Annotated in this window: 17 protein-coding genes; 4 read left to right on the top strand and 13 right to left on the bottom strand. The window is 60.2% G+C overall.

All coding sequences use genetic code 11. The features are described from left to right. Positions 1 to 37 precede the first annotated feature (37 nt). Positions 38 to 1,179 (bottom strand): IS3 family transposase gene (locus ACZZ0G_RS29580; RefSeq protein ID WP_463554965.1). Its coding sequence is split into 2 segments (ribosomal slippage): positions 38 to 927 and positions 927 to 1,179, totalling 1,143 coding nucleotides; the frame shifts between segments, so codons are not numbered across the junction. A gap of 128 nt (positions 1,180 to 1,307) precedes the next feature. Then, entirely contained in the window at positions 1,308 to 2,054 is a 747-nt protein-coding gene (locus tag ACZZ0G_RS29575; RefSeq protein ID WP_463558687.1) for a helix-turn-helix domain-containing protein, read from the bottom strand. Positions 2,055 to 2,375: 321 nt separating this feature from the next. On the opposite strand from ACZZ0G_RS29575, the gene ycaC reads away from it, so the two are divergent. Beyond that, positions 2,376 to 3,008: an isochorismate family cysteine hydrolase YcaC gene (gene ycaC, locus ACZZ0G_RS29570; protein ID WP_007916011.1), complete on the top strand. Its 633-nt coding sequence runs from the start codon at positions 2,376 to 2,378 to the stop codon at positions 3,006 to 3,008. A gap of 70 nt (positions 3,009 to 3,078) precedes the next feature. Here the strand turns inward: ycaC and ACZZ0G_RS29565 are convergent, their stop codons facing one another. From ACZZ0G_RS29565 to ACZZ0G_RS29550, 4 genes are all read right to left on the bottom strand, one after another. Continuing rightward, positions 3,079 to 5,514 (bottom strand): TonB-dependent siderophore receptor, encoded by a 2,436-nt coding sequence (locus ACZZ0G_RS29565; RefSeq protein WP_463558686.1) that lies wholly within the window; start codon positions 5,512 to 5,514, stop codon positions 3,079 to 3,081. Positions 5,515 to 5,615: 101 nt separating this feature from the next. Beyond that, positions 5,616 to 6,584, bottom strand: coding sequence for a FecR domain-containing protein (locus ACZZ0G_RS29560; RefSeq protein ID WP_463558685.1), 969 nt, complete (start codon positions 6,582 to 6,584; stop codon positions 5,616 to 5,618). Beyond that, positions 6,581 to 7,087, bottom strand: coding sequence for a sigma-70 family RNA polymerase sigma factor (locus ACZZ0G_RS29555; RefSeq protein ID WP_463558684.1), 507 nt, complete (start codon positions 7,085 to 7,087; stop codon positions 6,581 to 6,583). Before ACZZ0G_RS29555 ends, ACZZ0G_RS29560 begins: the two co-directional genes overlap by 4 nt. A 74-nt stretch (positions 7,088 to 7,161) precedes the next feature. Continuing rightward, complete coding sequence (locus ACZZ0G_RS29550; RefSeq protein WP_463558683.1) at positions 7,162 to 8,412, bottom strand: MFS transporter; 1,251 nt, start codon at positions 8,410 to 8,412, stop codon at positions 7,162 to 7,164. Positions 8,413 to 8,678: 266 nt separating this feature from the next. Here ACZZ0G_RS29550 and ACZZ0G_RS29545 point away from each other — a divergent pair, with 266 nt between their 5' ends. After that, positions 8,679 to 10,235: a sensor domain-containing diguanylate cyclase gene (locus ACZZ0G_RS29545; RefSeq protein ID WP_463558682.1), complete on the top strand. Its 1,557-nt coding sequence runs from the start codon at positions 8,679 to 8,681 to the stop codon at positions 10,233 to 10,235. Here the strand turns inward: ACZZ0G_RS29545 and ACZZ0G_RS29540 are convergent. The 4 genes from ACZZ0G_RS29540 to ACZZ0G_RS29525 form a co-directional block, all read right to left on the bottom strand. Next, complete coding sequence (locus tag ACZZ0G_RS29540) at positions 10,197 to 12,659, bottom strand: PAS domain-containing protein (RefSeq protein WP_463558681.1); 2,463 nt, start codon at positions 12,657 to 12,659, stop codon at positions 10,197 to 10,199. The two genes, ACZZ0G_RS29545 and ACZZ0G_RS29540, sit on opposite strands and share 39 nt — an antisense overlap. Before the next feature lie 127 nt (positions 12,660 to 12,786). Continuing rightward, positions 12,787 to 14,325 (bottom strand): cryptochrome/photolyase family protein, encoded by a 1,539-nt coding sequence (locus ACZZ0G_RS29535; RefSeq protein WP_463558680.1) that lies wholly within the window; start codon positions 14,323 to 14,325, stop codon positions 12,787 to 12,789. Positions 14,326 to 14,506: 181 nt separating this feature from the next. Further along, positions 14,507 to 15,631 (bottom strand): alkene reductase, encoded by a 1,125-nt coding sequence (locus ACZZ0G_RS29530; RefSeq protein WP_463558679.1) that lies wholly within the window; start codon positions 15,629 to 15,631, stop codon positions 14,507 to 14,509. A 104-nt stretch (positions 15,632 to 15,735) separates the two neighbouring features. Continuing rightward, positions 15,736 to 16,413 carry a type 1 glutamine amidotransferase domain-containing protein gene (locus tag ACZZ0G_RS29525; RefSeq protein ID WP_463558678.1) on the bottom strand — a complete coding sequence of 226 codons (678 nt, stop codon included), beginning with the start codon at positions 16,411 to 16,413 and terminating at the stop codon, positions 15,736 to 15,738. 212 nt (positions 16,414 to 16,625) lie between these two features. On the opposite strand from ACZZ0G_RS29525, the gene ACZZ0G_RS29520 reads away from it, so the two are divergent. Continuing rightward, positions 16,626 to 17,210 carry a TetR/AcrR family transcriptional regulator gene (locus ACZZ0G_RS29520; RefSeq protein ID WP_463558677.1) on the top strand — a complete coding sequence of 195 codons (585 nt, stop codon included), beginning with the start codon at positions 16,626 to 16,628 and terminating at the stop codon, positions 17,208 to 17,210. 165 nt (positions 17,211 to 17,375) lie between these two features. Then, positions 17,376 to 19,502 (top strand): TonB-dependent siderophore receptor, encoded by a 2,127-nt coding sequence (locus tag ACZZ0G_RS29515; protein ID WP_463558676.1) that lies wholly within the window; start codon positions 17,376 to 17,378, stop codon positions 19,500 to 19,502. A gap of 250 nt (positions 19,503 to 19,752) precedes the next feature. On the opposite strand, the gene ACZZ0G_RS29510 is transcribed toward ACZZ0G_RS29515, so the two are convergent. The 3 genes from ACZZ0G_RS29510 to ACZZ0G_RS29500 are packed head-to-tail and all read right to left on the bottom strand — an operon-like array spanning position 19,753 to position 22,243. Continuing rightward, a complete protein-coding gene (locus ACZZ0G_RS29510; protein WP_463558675.1) occupies positions 19,753 to 20,709 on the bottom strand; it encodes a 2-hydroxyacid dehydrogenase in 957 nt (318 codons plus the stop codon). 32 nt (positions 20,710 to 20,741) lie between these two features. After that, complete coding sequence (locus ACZZ0G_RS29505) at positions 20,742 to 21,500, bottom strand: SDR family oxidoreductase (RefSeq protein ID WP_463558915.1); 759 nt, start codon at positions 21,498 to 21,500, stop codon at positions 20,742 to 20,744. 50 nt (positions 21,501 to 21,550) lie between these two features. Further along, positions 21,551 to 22,243 carry a fumarylacetoacetate hydrolase family protein gene (locus ACZZ0G_RS29500; RefSeq protein ID WP_463558674.1) on the bottom strand — a complete coding sequence of 231 codons (693 nt, stop codon included), beginning with the start codon at positions 22,241 to 22,243 and terminating at the stop codon, positions 21,551 to 21,553. Positions 22,244 to 22,274: the final 31 nt, after the last annotated feature.

Raw genomic sequence — 22,274 nt, 5'->3', positions numbered from 1 at the left:
AACGATACTGGACACGGTTATAGGGTTTTACCCTTTTTCATGCCGCCAGGGCTTCCATGGCTACGGGAGTTCGATAGCCGTTGTAACTGTGTAGCCTGATCCGATTGTAATAGTGGGTCAGGTAGCGCAACACATCGGTACTGGCCTCGTCTTCGTTTCGGTAGCCAGCCTTGGGTATCCATTCAGATTTCAAACTGCCGAAGAAACGCTCCATCGGGGCGTTATCCCAGCAGTTTCCTCGTCGACTCATGCTTTGTTTTATCCGCATCTCCGACAGCGTTTCACGGAACATTTTGCTGCTGTAATGACAGCCCTGATCCGAATGGAACATCAAGTTTTCAGGGCGTCCTCGCGACTCGAAAGCCATCTTCAACGCTTTACAGGTCAGAGCCGAATCGGGACTTCTGGATATCGCCCAGCCGACGATGCGTCGGGCATACAGGTCTAGTACCGCAGCCAGATAAACCCAATAAGTACCGGCCCAAATGTAAGTCACGTCGCCACACCACACTTGATTGGGCGCCTCAACGTTGAATTTACGCTGCAAATGATTAGGGGCGTATTGAGCCTCCGCGCCGCTAGGTTTGTAACGATGCCTGCGCCGTTGCTGGCTCTTCAATCCGATCTCGCGCATCAGGCTACGAGCCATGTAACGACCTACCGACTCCTTTTCGTTACACAACGCCTTTGCCAGGCTGCGCGCGCCCATTGAGCCGCGACTTTGCTCATGTAATTCGGCAGCCTTGATCTTGAGTCGATCGCGCTCGACATCCACTTTTGTCCGCCGTTTCAGACGCTCGTAATAACTGCTGCGGTTGATACCAAATACGCCACACAACTCGGATCTTGGATATTGCTCGCTTAACTCCTCGACCAGCCTTACCGATCGAGGGAATCCGACATCAAGAGAGCAGTAGCCTTTTTTAAAATTTCCTTCTCGCGCTCAATCCGTCGGATTGTTGCTTCCAGTTCCTGGATGCGTTGTTGGTCAGCGGTCATGGCCTTGGACTTCTCAGGTGTCTTCCCGCTGCGCTCTGAACGCAGTTGCTCAACCCAGCGGCGCAGAGCTGTAGGGCCTACACCCATTGCTTCACAGGCTTCGCTCACCGAATAATCTTTATCCAAAACCAGGCAAGCCGCGTCCCGTTTGAAATCTGTCGAAAAATAGCGTCTGGTCAAATCACACCTCGTCGTTGGGCGTAGATTAACGCCCTTTAGGGGTGTCCAGAATCATTAGGCCAGATCAGGTGAGGGGGGAATCTCACAGGCACACCGCAAAAACCGAAGTTCTCGCTAATTCCTGCGTATCACGCCGCACTCGACGCCAACGCCTCCAACGGCGAATACATCCAGCGCATCAACGAATGCCGCCCGCTGATCCCCAACTTGATCGCCGCCCGTTTCAGATAACTCTCCACCGTGTTGACCTTCAACGCCAATTGTTCAGCCAGTTCTGGCGCCGTGCGACCGGCGAGCAGGCCGACGCATACTTCGGTTTCACGGTTGGACAGGCTCAGCCCCAGTTGCTCCAGGCGCTCGTCAAAGCGCGACCGCAAGGTTTCCAGGCCGCTGCCTTCGGCGGCCTCGGCTGGCGTCTCTGGCTCGAGGTTGGCCGGTTGCAGGGCGTTGATGTGTTTTTCCACCATCGGCAGCAGCACCGGGGAGATGTCTTGCAACAGGCTGCGTTCCTGCGCGGAAAAACGCTGCGACTCATCGTTGCGATACACCGAAATCACGTAGCGGTAGCCGTCCTTGCGCCGGGTCAGGTGCAGCTGCGAGGCGTCCGCACGGGTCGAACTCGGCGGGTTCTGTAAATGATGGGCCGCCGCACTGTGTTCGGAAAACACCGTTTCGGCGAGCAGGGCCTGCTCTTTCAGCGGCTCTGGCTCACTGCGGCTCGACGCGCGGCCCACCGGTTCGACGCGCATCTGCCGGATGTGCGTGGCGTCTACCGCCAGTTGCGTCAGGATCAGGTCATGCAACATGCGCGGAAAGTGCCGGCTGCCGGTGCTTGCGATGACTTTACCGATGTGGGGGAACAAGTGTGAGTTCATATGCGTGTCATCCCTGAGAGGCGTTAATTCAAAAACGTCTGCAGTCCTGTCGACGATCTCCTTGAACGACGAAATACCGCAGACTTGGATCCTATCCTAGTACAACGTTTGAGAGACGGTTTAATGAAGGTGTTATTAGCTAATAACCCCCGACTTTGTTGGCTTCAGTGTGGGAACGAAGAGCACACCGTCACTGAATTGTCCTGCACAGGTTGACGGTGAAACGCGTTTGAACCGATTTATCCCTTTTCGATGCGTCAGTAACCTGTACACAACTTGAACGCAACAACAACTTTCCAACATTGAAAAGGGACGCCCACCATGACCACTCCAACCTACAACCGCCTCAACAAAGACGACGCCATCGTGCTGCTGGTCGACCACCAGACCGGCCTGATTTCTCTGGTGCAGGACTTCTCGCCGAACGAGTTCAAGAACAACGTGCTGGCCCTGGCCGATCTGGCCAAGTTCTTCGAACTGCCGACCATCCTCACCACCAGTTTCGAACAAGGCCCGAACGGCCCGCTGGTACCAGAACTGAAAGAGATGTTCCCGGACGCGCCGTACATCGCTCGCCCAGGTCAGATCAACGCCTGGGACAACGAAGACTTCGTGAAGGCAATCAAGGCCACCGGCCGCAAGCAGATCATCATTGCCGGTGTCGTGACCGATGTGTGTGTGGCGTTCCCGACCTTGTCGGCGCTGGCGGAAGGGTTTGATGTGTTTGTGGTGACTGACGCCTCCGGCACCTTCAACACCACCGTGCAGCAAGCGGCGTGGAGCCGCATGACGCAGGCTGGCGCACAGATGATGAACTGGTTCTCGGTAGCGTGTGAGCTGCACCGTGACTGGCGCAACGACATTGAAGGCTTGGGCAATCTGTTGTCGCAGCGTATCCCCAACTACCGCAACCTGATGAACAGCTACTCGGCGTTGACCGCTCAGCAGAAGTAAGCCGACGCGACCCGAAACAGAAAGCCTGCTTTGAAAAGCAGGCTTTCTGTTTTTGCAGTTAACGCGGTCCTCAAAATTCGGGCGTGTACTTCACACTGAACATCACATTGCGCGGATCACCGAAGTTGTTGTTGCCGTTGAGCTGGTTATACGCGGCGGTGTAGTAGCGCTTGTCGAACAGGTTGTTGGCGTTCACCGCCAGGCCGATTTCCTTGCTCAACTGGTAGCCGAGCCGCGCACTCCACACGGTATAACCGCCGACATCGTAAGTGTGTTCATAACCCAGCGTATGGCTCTGGGTGGTGAAGCCCAGACCGGTGCTGACACGATTCCAGTCGCCGCTGAACTGGTAATCGCCCCAGACCCGCAACATGTGTTTCGGCGTCCAGGTGCTGAAAACTTTGCCTTCGTTGTCCGGGTCATCCAGGTATTTGGTGGTGTTGTAGGTGTAGCCGGCGAACAGTTGCAGATTAGTCAGCACTTCGCCGCTGATCTCGGCTTCGATCCCCTGGCTGCGGACTTTGCCGGCGGCGTTGGAGCAATACCAACCGTCGCAGACCATGCCCGACGCGAGGTCGTTGACGGCGCGGTTCTCCTGGTCATAGCGGAACACCGCCAGCGAGGTATTGACCCGGCCATCCGTCAATTCGCCCTTGAGGCCGATTTCGTAGTTGCTGCCGACCACCGGTTTCAGTGTTGCGCCGCTGGCGTCGCGGTTGGTCTGTGGCTCGAACACATCGGTGTAGCTGGCGTACACGGCCCACTCGCGGCTCAAGTCGTAGACGATGCCGGCGTAGGGCGTGACCACGCCGGTTTCCGTTACGGTGCTGTCCGGTTGCGCGATCGCCGCGTTGAAGGCTCTTTGCGTCGCGTACTGATAGCTGTAGTCATACCAGCTGACGCGCGAGCCGAGCACCACGGTCAGCGGCTCGATCGGCTTGATCCGCCAACTGCCATACAAGCCTTTCTGGCGAATCTCGTATTTGCTCGGGGTGGCTTGACCGCCGGCTGTGTTGAGAATCCCTTCGTAGCTGATGTCCGGTCGATTGTGATCGATGTCGAAAATGGTATCGCTGGTGTTGTTGTTGAAGGTTCGGGCGATTTTGTCGTCGCTGGTGTATTTCGAGTAGTTGCCGCCGAGCATCACTTCATGGGCCATGGACAAGGCGTCGAAATGGCCGGTCACGTTCATGTCGAGGCCGAGCTTGGTCGCGTCGAAATCGGTGACGAAATCGGCGTACTGAATGCCGCTGCCATCGGCGTTGATCCCGTCGCCGCTGGTTTGCAGGCGCTGGCTTTTGCCTTTGTTGGTTTCGTCCATGCGCACCGCGCCGACCTTGAATGCCCAGTCGTCGTTGAAACGGTGTTCCAGATCGGCGTAAAGCGTGGTGACGTCGATGTCCAAATGGTTCCAGCGTGCGCCGCCGTAGGTCGAGCGCGGCACATTCAGCGGCTTGCCATCGGCGTAACGGGGCAGGCCACGGATCATCGGGCGGGACTCGCCATCGGAGTTGCTGATGGCCAGACCGAGGCTGGTGTCGTCGCGCAGATCGAAGTCCAGTGCGCCATAGAGCGAGTGGGTTTTGCTCCATTCGTAGTCGACGAACGACTGGCTCTGGTCTTCGTCGGCGACAAAGCGGCCGCGTACCGTGCCGCTGGAGTTCAGCGGGCCACCGGCATCCAGTTGCAGGCCGTAGTGATCCCACGAACCGGCCTTGCCGGTGATGGTCACGGTGGGCGTGTTCTGGCCGCGCTTGCGCACCAGGTTGATCGCGCCGCCGGGGCTGCCGGTGCCTTGCAGCAGGCCGGAGGCACCGCGCAGGATTTCCAGACGATCGAAGAAAATCAGGTCCTGTGTGGCCCAGTTGCCCAGGGCGTAGGTGTTGCGCGGAATCGGCACGCCGTCGTACTGCCAGTCGTCGATCTGAAAGCCGCGCGAGGTAATGATCATGCCTTTGCCGACGCCCTGCAGACCGACGAGGCCGGTGGTCTTGTTGACCGCGTCTTTGAGATCGACGAGGTCCTGATCATCCATCTGCTTGCGGGTCATGACCGTGACCGATTGCGGAATTTCCTTCAGCGTATGGGTGCCTTTGCCGATGGTCACGGCGCGCGCGGCGTAAGAGCCCGAGCCTTCGGTGGTGGCGTCAAAGCTGCGTTCAACGATGTTGGTGGCATCCAGTTGCAGCGCCGCGTTGCTGTCGCTGGCCGGTTCGACGCTGAAGTTGCCTTGCCCCGTGACCCGTAGCTCCAAACCGCTGCCCGCCAGCGCCTTCTGCAGTGCTTGCTCGGCCGGCATTTGCCCGATGACTGCTGGCGCACGTTTACCCTGCACCAGCGCCGGCTCCAGCGAAATGATCTGTCCGCTCTGGCCGGCAATGGCGTTGAGCGTGCTGGCGAGCGGGCCGGCCGGCAGGTTGAACGTGAGGTCTTGCGCCAGCGCTGAAGTCGTCAGCGTTGCCAGCGCAACGGCGACGGAAAGGGTACGGGGCCACGAGTTGAACACAACATTCTCCTGTTTTTTGTGAAAGTGTCAGGAGATAGGTCGGATGAGAAATGAAAACCGGACACAAACAAGAATGGTTTTCATAAGATATTTTTTGCCCATCACTTTTTGCCGATCAACGTCAGCCATGGACTGTAGCGATCCACGCGAATCGGCAGGGTTTCGGCCAAGGCTGCGAGGGTTCGTTCGGGATCATCAAGCGGAAACACGCCCTGAACGCGCAAGTCCCGCACATCGGGGGCAACGCGCACGAATCCGCGACTGTAAGGACGCAGGGCGTCGACGACACGCGCCAACGACTCATCGAGCACGTTCAGTCGACCGTTCAACCAGTCGGCGCGGCGGCGCTCATCGCCGTTGGCGACGCTGATGTTGCGCGAGGAGAGCACAACCGACTGACCTTCCCCGACCACCTGCGTGGTGCCGTCGAACAGCCGCGCTTCAACCGAATGCTGCAACACCACAAGGCGACTGGCGTCCGGTTCCTGAGCAACGAGAAATCGCGTGCCCAAGGCGCGCATTTCGCCTTCGGCGGTGCGCACGATCAGCGGCCGGCGCGGGTCGGGGGCGACATCGATGATCAACTCACCATGACGCAGAATGACCACGCGTTGCCGACCATCGAAACGCAGATCCACGGCGCTGTCAGCGTTCAGGCTAAGCCGGCTGCCATCAGCCAGATTGAAAGTTTGCCGCTGGCCGCGTCCGGTGTGCAGGTCGGCCAGCAACGACTCGCCGAACTGGCTTTTGCTACCGAGCCACAGGCTGCCACCGAGCAGACCGAGGCCGGCAATCGCACGCAGTGCGTCGCGGCGCGAAGCGTGTGGCTGCAAAAGTACCTGGCGAGCCTCGCCAGCCTGGCCGGGCAAACGTCGGTCGAGTGCGCGAACGGTGTTGAACGAGCCACCGAGACGTTCCTGCAATCTGTCGAAAGCCTGACTGTGCGCCCGGTCCATCGCCAGCCAGGCATTGAAGCGTTCCTGCAACGCCGTATCGGGCGTACCGGCGCGCAGTCTGACCATCCAGTCGATGGCTTGCTCGCTGACGGCATCCAGGCGCGGCTTGCTCATGGCGCCACTTCGCACAGATAACACTGACGCAACGCCTGCTTCATGTAGCGGCTGACCGTGCGCTCCGAAAGCCCCAGTTTCTGCGCGATGGCCACATAGCTCAGGCCATCCAGTTGGCTGTAGAGAAAGGTGGTTTTGACGATCAAAGGCAAACCGTCGATGGCACGGTCGATGGCGACCAGCGCTTCGATCAGTTGCAGCTGTTCCTCGGGCGAGGGCGCCAGTGCCTCGGGCAGTGTCGACAAGCGCTCAAGGTAAGCCAGTTCCAGCTTGCGTCGTCGGTGACGGTCGAACATCAGCCGTCGGGCAATGGTCGACAGATAGGCGCGCGGTTGTTCGATGCTGTCCGGATCGACACGCGCCGCCAGCAACTGGCAAAACGTATCGGCGGCAGTGTCCTCGGCGTCCGCGTGGTTGCGCAGATGTCGATTGATGTGCTGCAGCAGCCAACGATGGTGATCGCTGAAAAAGAATCCCAGCTTGCTGGACGGAGGAGAGTGCACTGGCGGGCTTTCCAGATGTTAGTGAGAATACATCTCAATAGTACCCGCGCGCAGAGCGTCAGTGCAATCGGACCTCAGGATTCAGCATTGACCACCACTGAGCCGCTTTCAGGCTGCCGGCCATTGCGCTGAGTCTCGGGAACCCCGATCCCGAGCAGCACAACAGCCACTGCCGCAATCGCGGCCAGGGTCAGAAACGCCGCGCTGTAACCGGCCTCCTGCACAACGAACCCGGCGAGGCCGTTACTCAGCGCCGCGCCGAGTCCGAAGGCCGTCGTCAGTGCGCCGAGGCTGACGTTGAAGTGTCCAGTGCCCTGCGTGAGGTCTTTGACCATGATCGGAAACAAGGCGCCGAACAGGCCGGCGCCGACGCCGTCGAGCAGTTGCACCGCGACCAGCCAATAGGCATCGTCCGACAGCGTATAGAGCACGCCGCGCAAGGGCAGGATCAGAAAACCGGCCAGCAGTAGTGGTTTGCGTCCCCACACATCGGCTTTCGCCCCGACCAGTAACGCCGCTGGCACCATCACCAGTTGCGCCGCGACAATGCAGGCCGAGGTCAGCGGGGTGGCCATCTGCAAATTGGTTTGCGCGAGTTTTTGGCTCACCAGCGGCAGCATTGCGGCGTTGGCGAGGTGGAACAATGCACAGCAAATGGCGAACAGCAACAGCGAGCGGTTGCCCAGCAGCACCGATAAACCGGAAGGCTGGCGATGGCCAGTGTCGGCGGGATCGAGTCCGCGTGCCTGATCATGGTCGATGGCTTCTGGCGACACGCAGGCAATGGCGATGACGCTGGCCAGGGCCATGGCCGCCATCAGATAGAACACCGCCACCGGGCCGAACAGATACGCGAACACGCCGGCCAGCAGGGCGGCGCAGGCATTGCCGGCATGATTGAAGGTTTCGTTGCGCCCGGTTCGCCGGGTAAATGCTCGTGGCCCGGTCATGCCGAGAGTAATCGCGCAAATGGCCGGGGCGAATATCGAAGCGGCCATTGCACTCAGGGTTTGCGTCAGTGCCACCCAAGTGAACGACGTTACGAACGGCAGCAGCAAGCAACTGCCGGTCACCAGCAGCGCGGCGATTGCAATCAGTGCGCGCTTGCGATGGCTGTTGTCGACCCAGGCGCCGGCGGGTGTCTGGGTAATCAACGCGGCGACGCCGGCGATGGTCATCACCAGGCCAATGCTCGCCGGCTCCCAGTGATGCACCGCCAACAGGTAAATGGCCAGATAGGGGCCGAGACCGTCGCGCACGTCGGCGAGGAAAAAGTTGAGGCTGTCCAGTGACAGATTATTGCGGCGATCCAGATCTGCGGTCACGGGCAGTGTCTTCAATGTTCGAGGTCTGCGAATGGATTCAACCTCAGCATTCCTAATGACCTGCGCCCGTGAATATAAGTTGCAGACCGCCGCTGTGTCGTTGCGGAACATCGCCCAGAGCCTGAAAACGACGTTCCGTCACGCAGTTGCTGCGCGTTCAACGCGCTACTTGTATCCTTGCGCCGGTCGAGGACATACGACCGCTGTTATTGCCTTGAATCAGTAACGGCCGGAACGGAAAACCGGACTTTCCATTAGGTACTTTCGTGAAGCGTGATACCCACCTCGTCATCCTCTTGCTGTTGGTGATCGGCTGCTCTCTGGCGTCACTGACGATCTGGAAAGTGCTTTCTTCGCGCGATCGCGCGCTGGAGGAAGTCAACGTGCACGGGTTGAACCTGACCCAGGCACTCGAGACCTATTCCGAAGGCATTGTCCGGCAAAGTTCGCTGCTGCTACTCGGCCTGGTCGAACGCCTGGAAACCGAAGGCAGTGGCCCCACGCAGATCCAGCGCCTGAGTGCGCTGATCAACCGCCAGCAGCCGTTGATGCCACAAATGAGCGGTATCACCATCTATGACCGTCAGGGCCATTGGCTGATGTCGTCGAACCGGCCGATTCCGGCGGGGGCCAACAGCAGTGACCGGGCGTATTTCATCCATCATCGCGACGACCCGAGCCGCGAACCCTTTATCGGGCCACCCATCCGCAGCCGCTCCAATCAAGAGTGGGTGATCACCGTCAGCCGCCGTTTCAATGATGATCGCGGCGAGTTTGCCGGGGTCGTGGCCGTGACGCTGGGCGTAGAAAACTTTCTGCGCCTGTTCGGCAAACTCGACATCGGCCAGGAGGGCGCCATCGGCTTGTCGTATACCGACGGCACGTTGCTGGTTCGTTACCCGTTCCGCGAGCAGGACATGGGCCGCAACTTTTCCAAGTCGCCGATCTACGCCAAGTACCTGGTCGATCAATCGGTCGGCACCGCGTCTTATAGCTCCAGCCTGGATGGCGTCGAACGCCTCTACGCCTTCCGCAAAAGCGAGAAATTGCCGCTGATCACCACGGTCGCCATCGGCAAGCGTGAAGCGCTCGCGGCCTGGCGAACCGAGGCGTTGCTGTCGGCGGTGGTGGTGGCGGGGCTGTTGGGGCTCACCGGTCTGATCGGTTGGTGCTTGATTCTCGATATCCGCCGCCGGACCCAGGTGGAAGGCGAACTGCGCATCGCTCAGCAGCAGTTGCTCGGCTCCAATCGACAGTTGGAGTTGTTGGCCATGAAGGATGCACTGACCGGTCTGGCAAATCGGCGCTGCTTTGACCAGACCCTGGCCACAGAGGCGCGGCGGGCACAACGCGACAGGTCTTCGCTGGCCTTGCTGATGATCGATATCGACTATTTCAAACAGTTCAATGATGCGCTTGGGCACGTTGCCGGTGACGCCTGTCTGCAGGCTGTCGCTAACGTGCTGGATGCGTGTGTGCGGCGGCCGTCGGATCTGGTGGCGCGGTATGGCGGTGAAGAGTTCGCGGTGATAATGCCCGACACCGATATTGACGGTGCCGAGGTGGTGGCGCAGTTGATTATCGAGCGCTTGCAGCAAGCCAACATCGCCCACCCCACCAGTCCCGTGCCCCGCGTGAGCCTGAGCATCGGCATCGCCGCTGCGCGCGGTGCGCGCGGTGCGCAGCTGGACCCGGTGCACGGTCTGATCGAGTGCGCCGATCAGGCGCTGTATCAAGCGAAGACGGCGGGGCGCAACAGGTTTATGACGTCTCCTGCGCAACCCTCATTCGACGTCGATGGACAGCAGGCCACTGACCCGTGACACCAGGGTGTCGACGGCAAACGGTTTGGTCAGCACCTGCATGCCCGGGCCGAGTTGGCCGTTACCGATCACCGAGTTTTCCGCGTATCCGGTAATGAACAAGGTCTTCAGCTTCGGCCTGATTTGCCTGCCCGCATCGGCCATTTGCCGGCCGTTCATGCCGCCCGGCAAGCCGACATCAGTGATGAGCAAATCGATGTGCGCGCTGGAGCGCAATGTCTCCAGTCCTTCAACGCTGTCGGCGGCTTCGAGCAGGTTGTAGCCAAGTTCGTTCAGCACGTCTTTGAGCAGCGTGCGAACGGTAGGTTCGTCGTCGACAATCAGGATGGTCTCGCCGGCCTTGGCATGAGGCGTTGCCGGGTTTTGCGTGTCATCGTGATTGCGCAGCGTTTCGCCGAGGTAGCGCGGCAGGTAGATGCAGATGATGGTGCCTTGCCCCACGGTCGATTGCACCCGCACTTGGCCGCCGGATTGCTTGGTGAAACCGTAGATCATCGAGAGCCCCAGGCCCGTGCCCTGGCCCAGTGGTTTGGTGGTGAAAAACGGGTCGAAGGCCTTGGCGATCACTTCAGCGCTCATACCGGTACCGGTGTCGGCGACCGACAGGCACAGGTATTGCCCTTCGGGCATTTCCCGTATGCGCGCTGATTCCGCATCCAGGGTTCGATTGGCGGTTTCGACGGTGATGCTGCCGCCATCGGGCATCGCATCGCGGGCATTGATGCACAGGTTGAGCAGGGCGTTTTCCAGTTGGCTGGCATCGACCAGCGCCGGCCACAGATCGGCCGCTACGACCGTCTTCAGGCGAATGCTCGGGCCGACGGTGCGCTGGATCAACTCGGTCATGCCGGCAATCAGCGCGTTGACTTCAGTCGGCCGTGGATCGAGTGTCTGTCGGCGGGAGAAGGCCAGCAGGCGATGGGTCAGGGCGGTCGCGCGTTTGGCGGCGTCCTGAGCGATCAGCATGTATTTGTCGATGTCGTTCAGACGACCTTGGGCAATGCGTTTTTCCATCAGCTCAAGGGAGGCGCAAATGCCTGCCAACAGGTTGTTGAAGTCATGGGCCAGACCGCCGGTGAGCTGCCCGACCGCTTCCATTTTCTGCGATTGCCGCAACTTTTCTTCGGCCTGCATCAGTTCTGCTGTGCGCGCCGAAACCCGTTGTTCCAGGGTGTCGTTGAGCGTCTTTAACGCGGCGGTGACCCGGTCGCGCTCGGCTTCGACGTTGCGCCGGTCTTCGACATCGATAAGCACGCCGGGAAAGCGCACAGGTGTGCCGTCTTCAGCGCATTCGACGCGTCCGTTGGCTTCAATCCAGGTGTATTGGCCATCCGCGCCGCGCACTCGGTATTGGTGCGAATAGGCACCTCCACGGGCAATGACTTCGTTGATCGCGGTTGTGAGTCCTTCCCTGTCGTCGGGGTGAACGGTCATCACCACTTGCTCCAGGCTCAGACCATCGAGACCCCAGGCAGGGTCGAGGTTGAACACCCGGGCGAAGGCCTCATCAACGCTGAAGCGATCGCTGGGCAAGTGCCAGTGCCAAGTGCCGATAATGGCGCCGGCGGCCAGGGCGAGCTGGACCCGTTCGACGTTTTCCCGGGCGACCGCCTCGCTGACGCGCAAGCGTTCTTGCGCATCGCGGCGCTCGGTGACATCGCTGAAGAAGATCGCAATCTGCCGATCGTCCGGGTCACCGACACGCACGGCGCGCACATCGAACCAACGTTCGAAGGTATTGGCGTAGTTCTCGAAGTTGGCCGGCTCGCCGGTCTTGGCCACATGGCCGTAGGTCTCGAACCAGAATTTCTCCAGGTTGGGGGCAAACTCGGTGACCCACTTGCCGCGCAGATTGACCCCGGCCTGACGTTCGAACGCCGGGTTGGCCTGGACGAAGCAATAGTCGATGGGGTGGTCGTCGGCGTCGAATTTGACTTTGACGATGGCGAACGCCGCCTCGATGGTTTCCAGAATGGTGCTGAAGCGTTCTTCACTCTGGCGTAGTGCCGTTTCGGCGCTGCGCGAACGGGTCAGGTCGAGCATCGCCCCGATCATGCGTTCGGCCTGGCCATCGGCATTGCGAATCAGATGTCCGCGATCGAGCACTTCGGCGTATGAACCATCGTGGCAGAGGAAGCGATACTCCGCGCTCCAGGTCGTACCGGCCCCGTCGATCGCCGAGCGAATCGAAGTCGTCACGCGTGCGCGATCCTGCGTGTGAATCTGCGCGAACCGCCAGTCACACGTCGGCTCGATGGCTGCAGACCCGTAGCCATACGCCTGTTGCAGCGAGTCGTTCCAGATGACCTGGTTGGTTTTCAGATCCCAGTCCCAGACGGCGTCGCAGGTCGCCTTGACGGCCAGACGCAGGCGCGTGACCTCAGACTCAAGCTCCTCGCGAGTAAGCTGTTTCAGGATGTTCACCCTTCATGCGTTGATGGTTGGCTTGCGTTCAACTGGCGTGTTTCAAGCCATCGGCCTCACAAGCTTTGTCAGCCATTGACCCGGGCCCTTATGGTTAAGTTGCACGGGGATCAAGGCTCGCGCGTTTTCATAACGATTCGCCGCGATCCAGGCTGGCGAGCAGGCTCTGCCCGCGTTGCCACAAAGCCTCCTGCTTTTGCGGCGGCATGCGATCGAGGTTTTTGTACATCATGCCCATGCGCTGATTGCCGCGCAGAAGGTCACCGTGGCGCATCAGGAAATGCCAGTACAAGGCATTGAACGGGCACGCGTTGTCAGCCGTGGTTTCGCGCACCGAGTAAGCGCAGTCGCGACAGTAATCGGACATCCGGTTGATGTACTGGCCGCTGGCGCAATAAGGCTTGGAACCGAGGTAACCGCCGTCGGCGTGCATGACCATGCCGAGGGTGTTGGGCAGCTCGACCCAATCGAAAGCGTCCATGTAAATCGCCAGATACCACTCACAGATCTGGCTCGGCGCGATGCCGGCGAGCAGGGCGAAATTGCCGGTCACCATCAGGCGCTGAATGTGATGGGCGTAAGCGTGTTTCAGGCTCTGGCCGATGGCCTGGCGCATGCAGTTCATCTGCGTTGCGCCGGTCCAGTAGAACTCCGGCAAACGCCGCGTGTTACCGAACGCATTGCCCTCGGCGTACTCCGGCATGTGCAGCCAGTAAACGCCACGGACGTATTCGCGCCAGCCGATCAGTTGGCGGATGAAGCCTTCGGCGGCATTCAGCGCGATGGTGCCGGACCAGTAGGCGGACTCCACGTCACTGCACAGTTGACGCAGGTCGAGCAAGCCAATGTTCAGCGCTGCGCTGATACGCGCATGGAACAGAAACGGTTCGTTGCTGGCCATGGCGTCCTGATAATCGCCGAACCCGGCCAGGGCGTAGTCGAGAAACCAGGCCCAGAGCGCCTGGGCGTCGGCGTGGGTTACCGGGTAGTTGAAATCATCCAGACTGCCGTAGTGATTGGCGAAGCGCTCCTTGACCAAGGCGAGGACTTCGAGGGTGATTGCATCGTGGGTAAAACCAGCCGGGTAGGGCGCCTTGACGGATTTGGGCAGGGCTTTGCGATTGTCTGCGTCAAAGTTCCACGCGCCGCCGACCGGCGTGCCGTCACCGTTGAGCAGCAGACGACTCTTGCGGCGCATCTCGCGATAGAAGAACTCCATGCGCAGTTGCTTTTTACCAGCGGCCCACGCGCGGAATTCGTCGCGGCTGCACAGGAAGCGGCCGTCGGCGTGCCAGTGGATCGGCACACCGCAGTCCTTGAGTGATTGCTCAAGACGCCAGTCTCCGCACTCCGTGACGTGCAACTCGTTGGCCTGCAACAAAGCCTGCCAGCGCTTCAACTCGCCGGGCACCGAGCCGCTGTTCTGCGGGTCATCAAGGGTCACGTAATGCACTCGGATGCCTTGGTTCTCCAAGGCCTGAGCGAAGTGACGCATGGCGCTGAAGATCAGGGCGATCTTCTGCGGATGATGGGCAACATGGCTGGCTTCTTCCATGACCTCGACCAGCAGCACACGGTCGTGTTCGCGATCCAGACCTGCCAATGAAGCCAGATCGAACGATAACTGGTCGCCCAGAACGAGGCACAGCCGATGGGTTTTGTTCATTTCACGGATTCAGCGTAGTGAGCAGCAGGCTGCCGAGTGGACGTTTAAGTGCTAAGTCCAGATAGTTGTACAGATTGTAGTTGGTGTATAGGTATTTATGGCCAGGATTGAGCAAAATCAGGGCGAACGCGAAAAGCGCCCCCTGATGTTTCAGGTGCGCCTTTGGCGAGGTGTTTAACGGTTAGCCGCGATAAACGGGGTAGTCGGTATAGCCTTCGGCGTTGCCGCCATACACCGTCGCCGGGTTCAACGCATTCAACGGCCAGTCATTGGCAATCCGCGCCGGCAGATCGGGGTTGGCCATGAACGGGCGGCCGAAAGCGACGAAGTCTGCCAGCCCGGATTCAAGCAGTTGCGCGCCGGATTCTGCGGTGTAACGCCCGGCATAAATGATCGCGCCGCTGAAGGTGTCGCGCACCGCCTGACGAAACGTGAGGGGCATCGCCGGCGCGTTGTCCCAGTCGGCTTCGGCAATCGACAGATAGGCAATGCCCACGTCCTGCAGCACTTTGATCGCTTCGATGTAAGTGGTGTGCGGATCTTCCTCGACCATACCCAGGTAGGTGCGCGCTTCATCGGTGGTGGTGAACAACGGGGCAAAACGCACGCCGACTTTTTCCTTGCCGATGCACTCGGCGACGCCAGCCACTACTTCCTTCAAAAAGCGCAGGCGGTTGTGCAGCGAGCCACCGTACTGATCGTCGCGCAGGTTGCTGTGGGCGGAGATGAACTGGTTGACCAGATAACCGTTGGCGCAGTGCAATTCGATGCCATCGAAACCCGCGTCCATGGCGTTGCGCGCCGCCTGAATGTACAGCTGAACCAACTCCTGAACCTCATCGGTGCTCAGCGCTCGAGGTGCAGACGGTGGCACCAGTTCACCGGCACCGGGTGCGGTTTCGATAAACACGCTGACCCGGTCGGTGGCTACGGCGGAGGCGGAAACCGGAGCGGCGCCGTCAGGTTGCAACGCGGTGTGCGAGACGCGGCCGACGTGCCACAACTGGGCGAAAATCACCCCGTCCACGGCATGCACGGCCTCGGTGACTTTGCGCCAGCCGGCGATTTGCTCAGGCGTATGAATGCCCGGTGTCCACGCATAACCCTGGCCACGCGGTTCGATCTGCGTGCCTTCGGTGACCAGCAAACCGGCGCCGGCACGCTGTTGGTAATACTCGGCCATCAGCTCATTGGCGATATTCCCCGGCTGGGTGCTGCGCTGGCGGGTGAGGGGCGGTAGGACGATACGGTTTTTCAGGGTGTGATGGCCGAGTCTGGCGGGGGTGAAGAAAGGGTTGTTGTTCATGAGTGACCTTTTTCGCAGTTTATTAGACCAGTCGTCTATTAATCGGGTGAAAAAATAACGCCGGGCGAGACGCGCCCGGCGTTTGCAAGGGTTTTACGCGGGTTTTAGCCCAGCATCTCCAGCAGCTTCTTGGCGACAGCGGCCGAGCTGGCAGGGTTCTGGCCAGTGACCAGTTGCCCGTCGGCGACCACATGAACCTGCCAGTCATCGACTTTCGAATAATAGCCGCCGAGGCGCTGGAACTCGTCTTCGATCAGGAACGGCACCACGTCCGTCAGGCCCACTGCCTCTTCTTCGGCATTGGTGAAACCGGTGACCTGACGATGCTGGACCAGCGGTTTGCCGTCAGCGGTGAGGACATGACGCAATACGCCAGGCGCATGGCAGACAAAACCGTGCGGCTTGTTAGCGCGGTCAAACGCTTCGATCAACGCGATCGACTGCTTGTCTTCGGCCAGATCCCACAGCGGGCCGTGGCCACCCGGGTAAAACACGGCATCAAAACCATCAGCGCTGACGTCGGCCAAGCGCCCGGTGTTGGCGAGTGCCTGCTGTGCGGTCGGGTCCTTGCGGAAACGATCGGTCTCGGCAGTCTGCGCATCGGGCTCATCGCTTTTCGGGTCCAGCGGCGGCTGACCACCGGCCGGCGAAACCAGCGTGACCTCGGCGCCGGCGTCCTTGAAGGCGTAGTAGGGCGCGGCGAACTCTTCCAGCCAGAAGCCGGTTTTCTTGCCGGTGTCGCCGAGTTGATCGTGGGAAGTCAAAACCATCAGGATTTTCATAGAGCACCTTGAGTCGATCAGGTGTCTTCGATTGGGCGAAGGATTCGCACATCGGCCACACCGGTCAGAAAACGTTTGTCGGGGCGCAGCATAGATTCCAATTAGACCAGTCGTCTAGTAATTTTTTATCCTGCGGTTTTTCATCGACAGGTGTGGCAAACTTCCGTTCCTCCCAATATACGACTGGTCTATTGCCTGGTAATTTGCGCCCCATGAAAGCGACCTACGACGATACCCGCCAACACTTGCTCGACACCGGCCACAGGATGATGGCCGAGAAGGGCTTCACCAGTGTTGGCCTCAACGAAATCTTGCAAACCGCCGGTGTGCCCAAGGGTTCGTTCTATCACTACTTCAAGTCCAAAGAGCTGTACGGCCAGGCATTGCTCGCGGATTACTTCGTCGACTACCTCGCCGACATGGAGCGGCGCCTGACGCTGCCAGGGCTGAGCGCCTATGAGCGGCTGATGGATTACTGGCAGGGCTGGCAGAACCGCTGCACCCTCGAAGGGCACGGTGACGAGTGTCTGGTGGTGAAACTCAGCGCCGAAGTCGCCGACTTGTCGGAGTCGATGCGCCTGACCTTGCGCGACGGCGCCGAGCAAGTAGTCGCACGTATTGCGCTTTGCATCGAACAGGGCCAAGCCGAAAACAGCCTGCCTGAGGGCGACGCCCGGCATCTGGCGGAAACCCTGTATCAGCTCTGGTTGGGCGCCAGTTTGCTGAACAAATTGCAGCGTACCGGGCAATCTCTGGACACCTCGATGGCAATGACTAAACAGCTGTTGCAGGTTTGACCGGGTTTTTGTTCGACGCAATGGATGACATCCGCACCGACGCATGATCATTTCAAACATACGAATGGGAATAAGTTTCAATAACGGAATGCTTGGTATACCATCCGCGGCGCTTTGCTGGCGGTTTTACCCTTCGTTCTGGCCTATTCGTAAGGTTCTCATTTCATGCGTCGTACTCTGCTTTCCGTGTGTGTGCTGCAAGCGTTGTCTTCTTCCTCGTGGGCTGAACAGGCCGATTCAACACCCGCAGCACTTGAACTGGACGCAACCGACGTGGTCGGTACGGCGGATTACGAACGGGCCGACGGCCCGGTGCAGGGTTATCGCGCGACACGTTCTGCCAGTGCTACCCGCACCGACACCTCGATTCATGAAACCCCGCAATCGATCAGCGTAGTGACCAAGGATGCGGTCGAAGACCTCGGCGCCACCCGCCTGCAAGACGCACTGGACTACGCCGGCGGCGTCGGTCGGGCGAACAATTTCGGCGGGCAGGGGCTGACCACCTTCACCGTGCGCGGCTTCACCACCGGCGAGTTCTACCGCAACGGTTTCCCGATCAACCGCGGCTACCCGAATATGCCTGACGCCAACACCATCGAGCGTCTTGAAGTGTTGCGCGGGCCGGCGACGATGCTCTACGGCCGTGGCGATCCCGGCGGCACCTTCAACGTTGTTTCCAAGCAGCCGTTGGCCGAGCGCACGGTCACGCTGGGCAGTCAGTTGAATGATCAAGGCATGAAGCGCGGCACATTGGATGCCTCTGGCCCACTGGATGAAGAGGGGCGCCTGGCCTATCGATTGAACGTGGTGGGCGAGGGCGGCGATACCTTCCGCGATCACGTGGAAACCGAACGCTACGGCGTCACGCCAGTGCTGACCTGGCAGGCCAGCGATACCACCCGAGTGATCTTCGAGGGTGATTTCATGCGCAACAATCACCCGCTGGATCGCGGCGTGACGCGCTACGCCAAACAGATCGGCACCGCCTCGCGGGACACGTTCTTCGGCGAAAAAGACGCCGGCAAATTGCACAACGACAACAACATGGCGCAACTGCGCTTCGAACATCTGCTCAATGATGACTGGACGCTGGGCGGTGGCTTCCAGTGGCTCGACGGCTCGCTTGAGGGCAACGCGATCGAAGCCAACGGCATTGCCGCTGACGGTCGAACCCTGGGACGCAATTTCAACTACCGCAAGCTGGAGTGGACCGACAAGGACACCCAACTCAACCTGACCGGGCATTTCAGTACCGGCGGCCTGCAGCATACCTTGCTGACCGGTATCGAATACGAAGATTACGACTACAAGTCGATCATTCAGCGCTCCAGCGGCGCGGTCGGCGCCTACCCGATCGACATCTTCGATCCGGTCTACGGCCAGCCGCGCCCGGCACTGACCCGCACGCCGACCCACGACAAGGAAAACCTCAAGACCTACGCCGCGTTCGTGCAGGATCAGGTGGCGTTGACCGAGCGCCTGAAGGTTCTGGCCGGGGCGCGTTTCGAGCGTTTCGAACACGACTATGAAACCTACGTACCGGGCGGCAAAAACTGGCAAGCCAGTGATAACGCGGTGACCCCGCGTCTCGGCGTCACCTACGATCTGACCGAGACTCTGGCGATCTACGCCGACACTGCGCGCTCGTTCAAGCCCAACACTGGCGCGAGTCGCGTGGGCGGGGGCCTTGCGCCGGAGAAAGGCAAGTCCTATGAAGTGGGCGTGAAGTGGGAGGCGCTGGATCATCAGTTGAGCGTCGATGCGGCGATCTATCAGATCGAAAAACGCAACGTGCTGACCACCGACCCGGTGGACTCGACCTTCAGTGTGGCGGCCGGGGAAGTGCGCAGCCGTGGTTTCGATCTGAACGTCGCCGGCAATCTGACACCTGAGTGGCGAGTGATCGGCGGCTACGCCTACGTGGATGCCGAGGTGACCAAAGACAACGTGATCCGCTCAGGCACGCGGCTGATGAACATTCCGCAAAACAGCTTCAGCCTGCTCAACGTCTATGAGTTTCAGGACGGAGCGCTTAAAGGTTTGGGCATGGGCACCGGACTCAAATACGTCGACGAACGCGCCGGGCAAACCGCCAATACCGCGTTTTCGATGGACAGCTACACGGCTGTTGATTTGCTCGGCTTCTATAAGGTCAACGAGAAGGTGCGGCTCAATCTAGACGTGAAGAATCTGCTTGACCGCGATTATGAAGAGGGCGCGTTCGGTAATGTCTACGCCTATCCGGGTGCGCCGAGAACGGTGCAGGTGGGGATTTCCTACACCTTGTAAGCCGAGCTCGACGCTGCAACGGCGGCCCTCACCCCAGCCCTCTCCCGGGGGGAGAGGGAGCCGACCGAGGTGTCTGGCGTTATGCATCGACCTGACAGATCGCGTCGATGACGGGGTCATCCTTAATGCTTGGCGGTACTGGATTCACAGACGCTATTGCACGTCGGCGCTCATCGCCAATATCCCCCAATCGGTCCCCTCTCCTGGGGGAGAGGGCTAGGGTGAGGGCAGCTGTTTCGGCACCTGCCACTTAACCAGTGACACAACCTTGCGGCGTTTTCCCGGCGAAGCTGTCCAGCAAACTCGCCACCACCATTTCCCCCATCCGCGTGCGCGTCTGCAATGTCGCGCTGGCGCGGTGCGGTTGCAGCACCACCTGTTCGTTGCCGAACAAAGCCTCTGGCACATTGGGCTCATCGACAAACACATCCAGCCCCGCACCGGCGATTTCGCCAGCGGCGAGTGCTGCCACCAGATCAGCCTCGTTGACCAGTTTGCCCCGCGCCACGTTGATCAGATAACCGTCCTTGCCCAAGGCCTGCAGCACCTCGGCATCGATGATGGCTTCAGCCTTGTCGGCAGCGGCGGCGAGAATCAGCGCATCGCTGTCGCGGGCCAATTGCTTGAGGTCGGCGACGAACGTGTGGGGTACATCGCTCATCGGTTGCAGGTCGGTGTAACTGATCGGGCAGCCGAAGGCCGCCGCGCGACTGGCCACCGCGCGGCCAACCCGGCCCATGCCGACAATGCCGATGCGCATGCCGGACACCTGACGGGCCAACGGCAGGGGCGCCAGCGGTGTTGCGCTGTGCGGCCATTGGCCCGAGCGCACATAGCGATCGCTGGTGCACAGCCCGCGACAGACTGAAATCAGCAAGCCGATGGCAAGGTCGGCGACGTCTTCGGTCAGCGCGCCAATGGTCGCCGTCACGCGGATACCGCGATCCCGAGCGTAAGCCAGGTCAACCGCATCGGTGCCGACGCCGTTGACCGCCACCACTTCAAGTTTCGGCAGTTGCGCCATGACGGCCTGGGTGATGCCGGTATGGCCACCGGTGATCACCCCGCGAATATTCGCGCCGTGTTCCTGCAAATACGCCGCTTTGTCCGTTTGCTGGAAATAGCGTCTGACCGTGAACAGTTCGTCGAGACGCGTGTTGATTTCAGGAATCAGGATCGGGCTCAGCTGCAAGACTTCTGGCTTCATGTAAACCTCTCTTACCGAATAAAAAGGCCGGCTCAACCGCGGCCGGCAAACGGCATGGCGGTGGCCATGACGGTCATGTTCAGAACGTTGGCCGACAGCGGCAGGGCGGCGATGTAGCGCACCGCATCAGCGACATGCTTGACGTCGACCATCGGCTCGACGGCGATGCTGCCGTTGGCCTGACGTACACCTTTGGTCATGCGCACCGACATTTCGGTCAGGGCGTTGCCGATGTCGATCTGGCTGCAAGCGATGTTGAATTCGCGACCGTCCAGCGCCAGGGATTTGGTCAGCCCCAGCACCGCATGTTTGCTGGCGGTGTAGGCGCTGCTGAATGGCCGTGGCGTGTGTGCCGAAATCGAACCGTTATTGATGATGCGTCCGCCCTGAGGCTGTTGACGACGCATCAATCCGAAGGCACCACGAGCGCAGAGGAAAACCCCGTTGAGGTTGGTGTCGATGACGTTGCGCCACTGCTCGAACGTCAGTTCGTCCAAGGGCACGGCGGGGGCATTGACCCCGGCATTGTTGAAGACCACATCCAGACGCCCGTAGACCTCGGCAATGGTTGCGAAGAGCGCGTCGACACTGGCCGGATCGCGCACATCGGTGGGCACCGCGAGGGCTTCGTGCCCTTCGCTCGCCGCCAGTTCGACCAGCGCTTGCAACGGTTCCGGCCGGCGACCGGCAAGCACCACGGTGTAACCGTCGGCCAGCAAGCCAAGCGCTACGGAGCGGCCGATGCCGCTACCGGCGCCGGTGACCAGCGCGACTTTCAAAGGTTGAGGGATGGACATCTTATTGTTCTCCTGTCTTCAAATCACTGAGGTATGCAGGGCGTTCAGGCTCGTGGGCCGACGCGCATTTCCAGTTGGCCGATACCGTCGATGCCGGCGTTGATCACATCGCCCGGTTGCAAGCCGTCGACGCCGGCCGGGCTGCCGGTCATGATCAAGTCGCCGGCCCTCAGCGCCACTGACCGGGAGATCCGGCTGATCACTTCAGCAACCGACCAGATCTGGCTGTCGAGACTGTCGCGCTGACGCTCCTCGCCGTTGACGTTCAGCCACAATTCACCCTCGGGATGGCCGGCGCGGGTCACTGGCACGATGGCGGTCATTGGTGCGGCGCCGTCGAACACCTTGGCACCTTCCCACGGCAAACCGTTGCTCTTGGCTGCGCGCTGAACATCACGACGGGTCAAGTCGAGGCCGGCGGCGTAACCCCAGACATAGGCCAACGCCTCGTTTTCAGGAATATCGGCGCCACCTTCGCCGATGGCCACCACCAACTCGATCTCGTGGGCGAAATCCTCGGTCAGCGAAGGGAATGCCACCTCACCGATGGCGTCTACGACGTTGCTCGCCGGTTTCATGAAAAACACCGGTGGCTGGCGCGACTGGCCGACGGCATCTGGCCACGGGTAATTGCGGCCGACACAAAATACCCGGCCGACGGGAAAGCGTTGCTCACTGCCGACAACGGGCAAGGTTACGGGCAGATCCGGCGTGAAGACGTATTCGGTCATGTTCATCCTGTTATGCGTCCTGTTGGTAACGTCAGCG

This window comes from Pseudomonas sp. AC169 (assembly GCF_979258515.1).
This window is presented reverse-complemented; position numbering and strand designations above follow the sequence as displayed.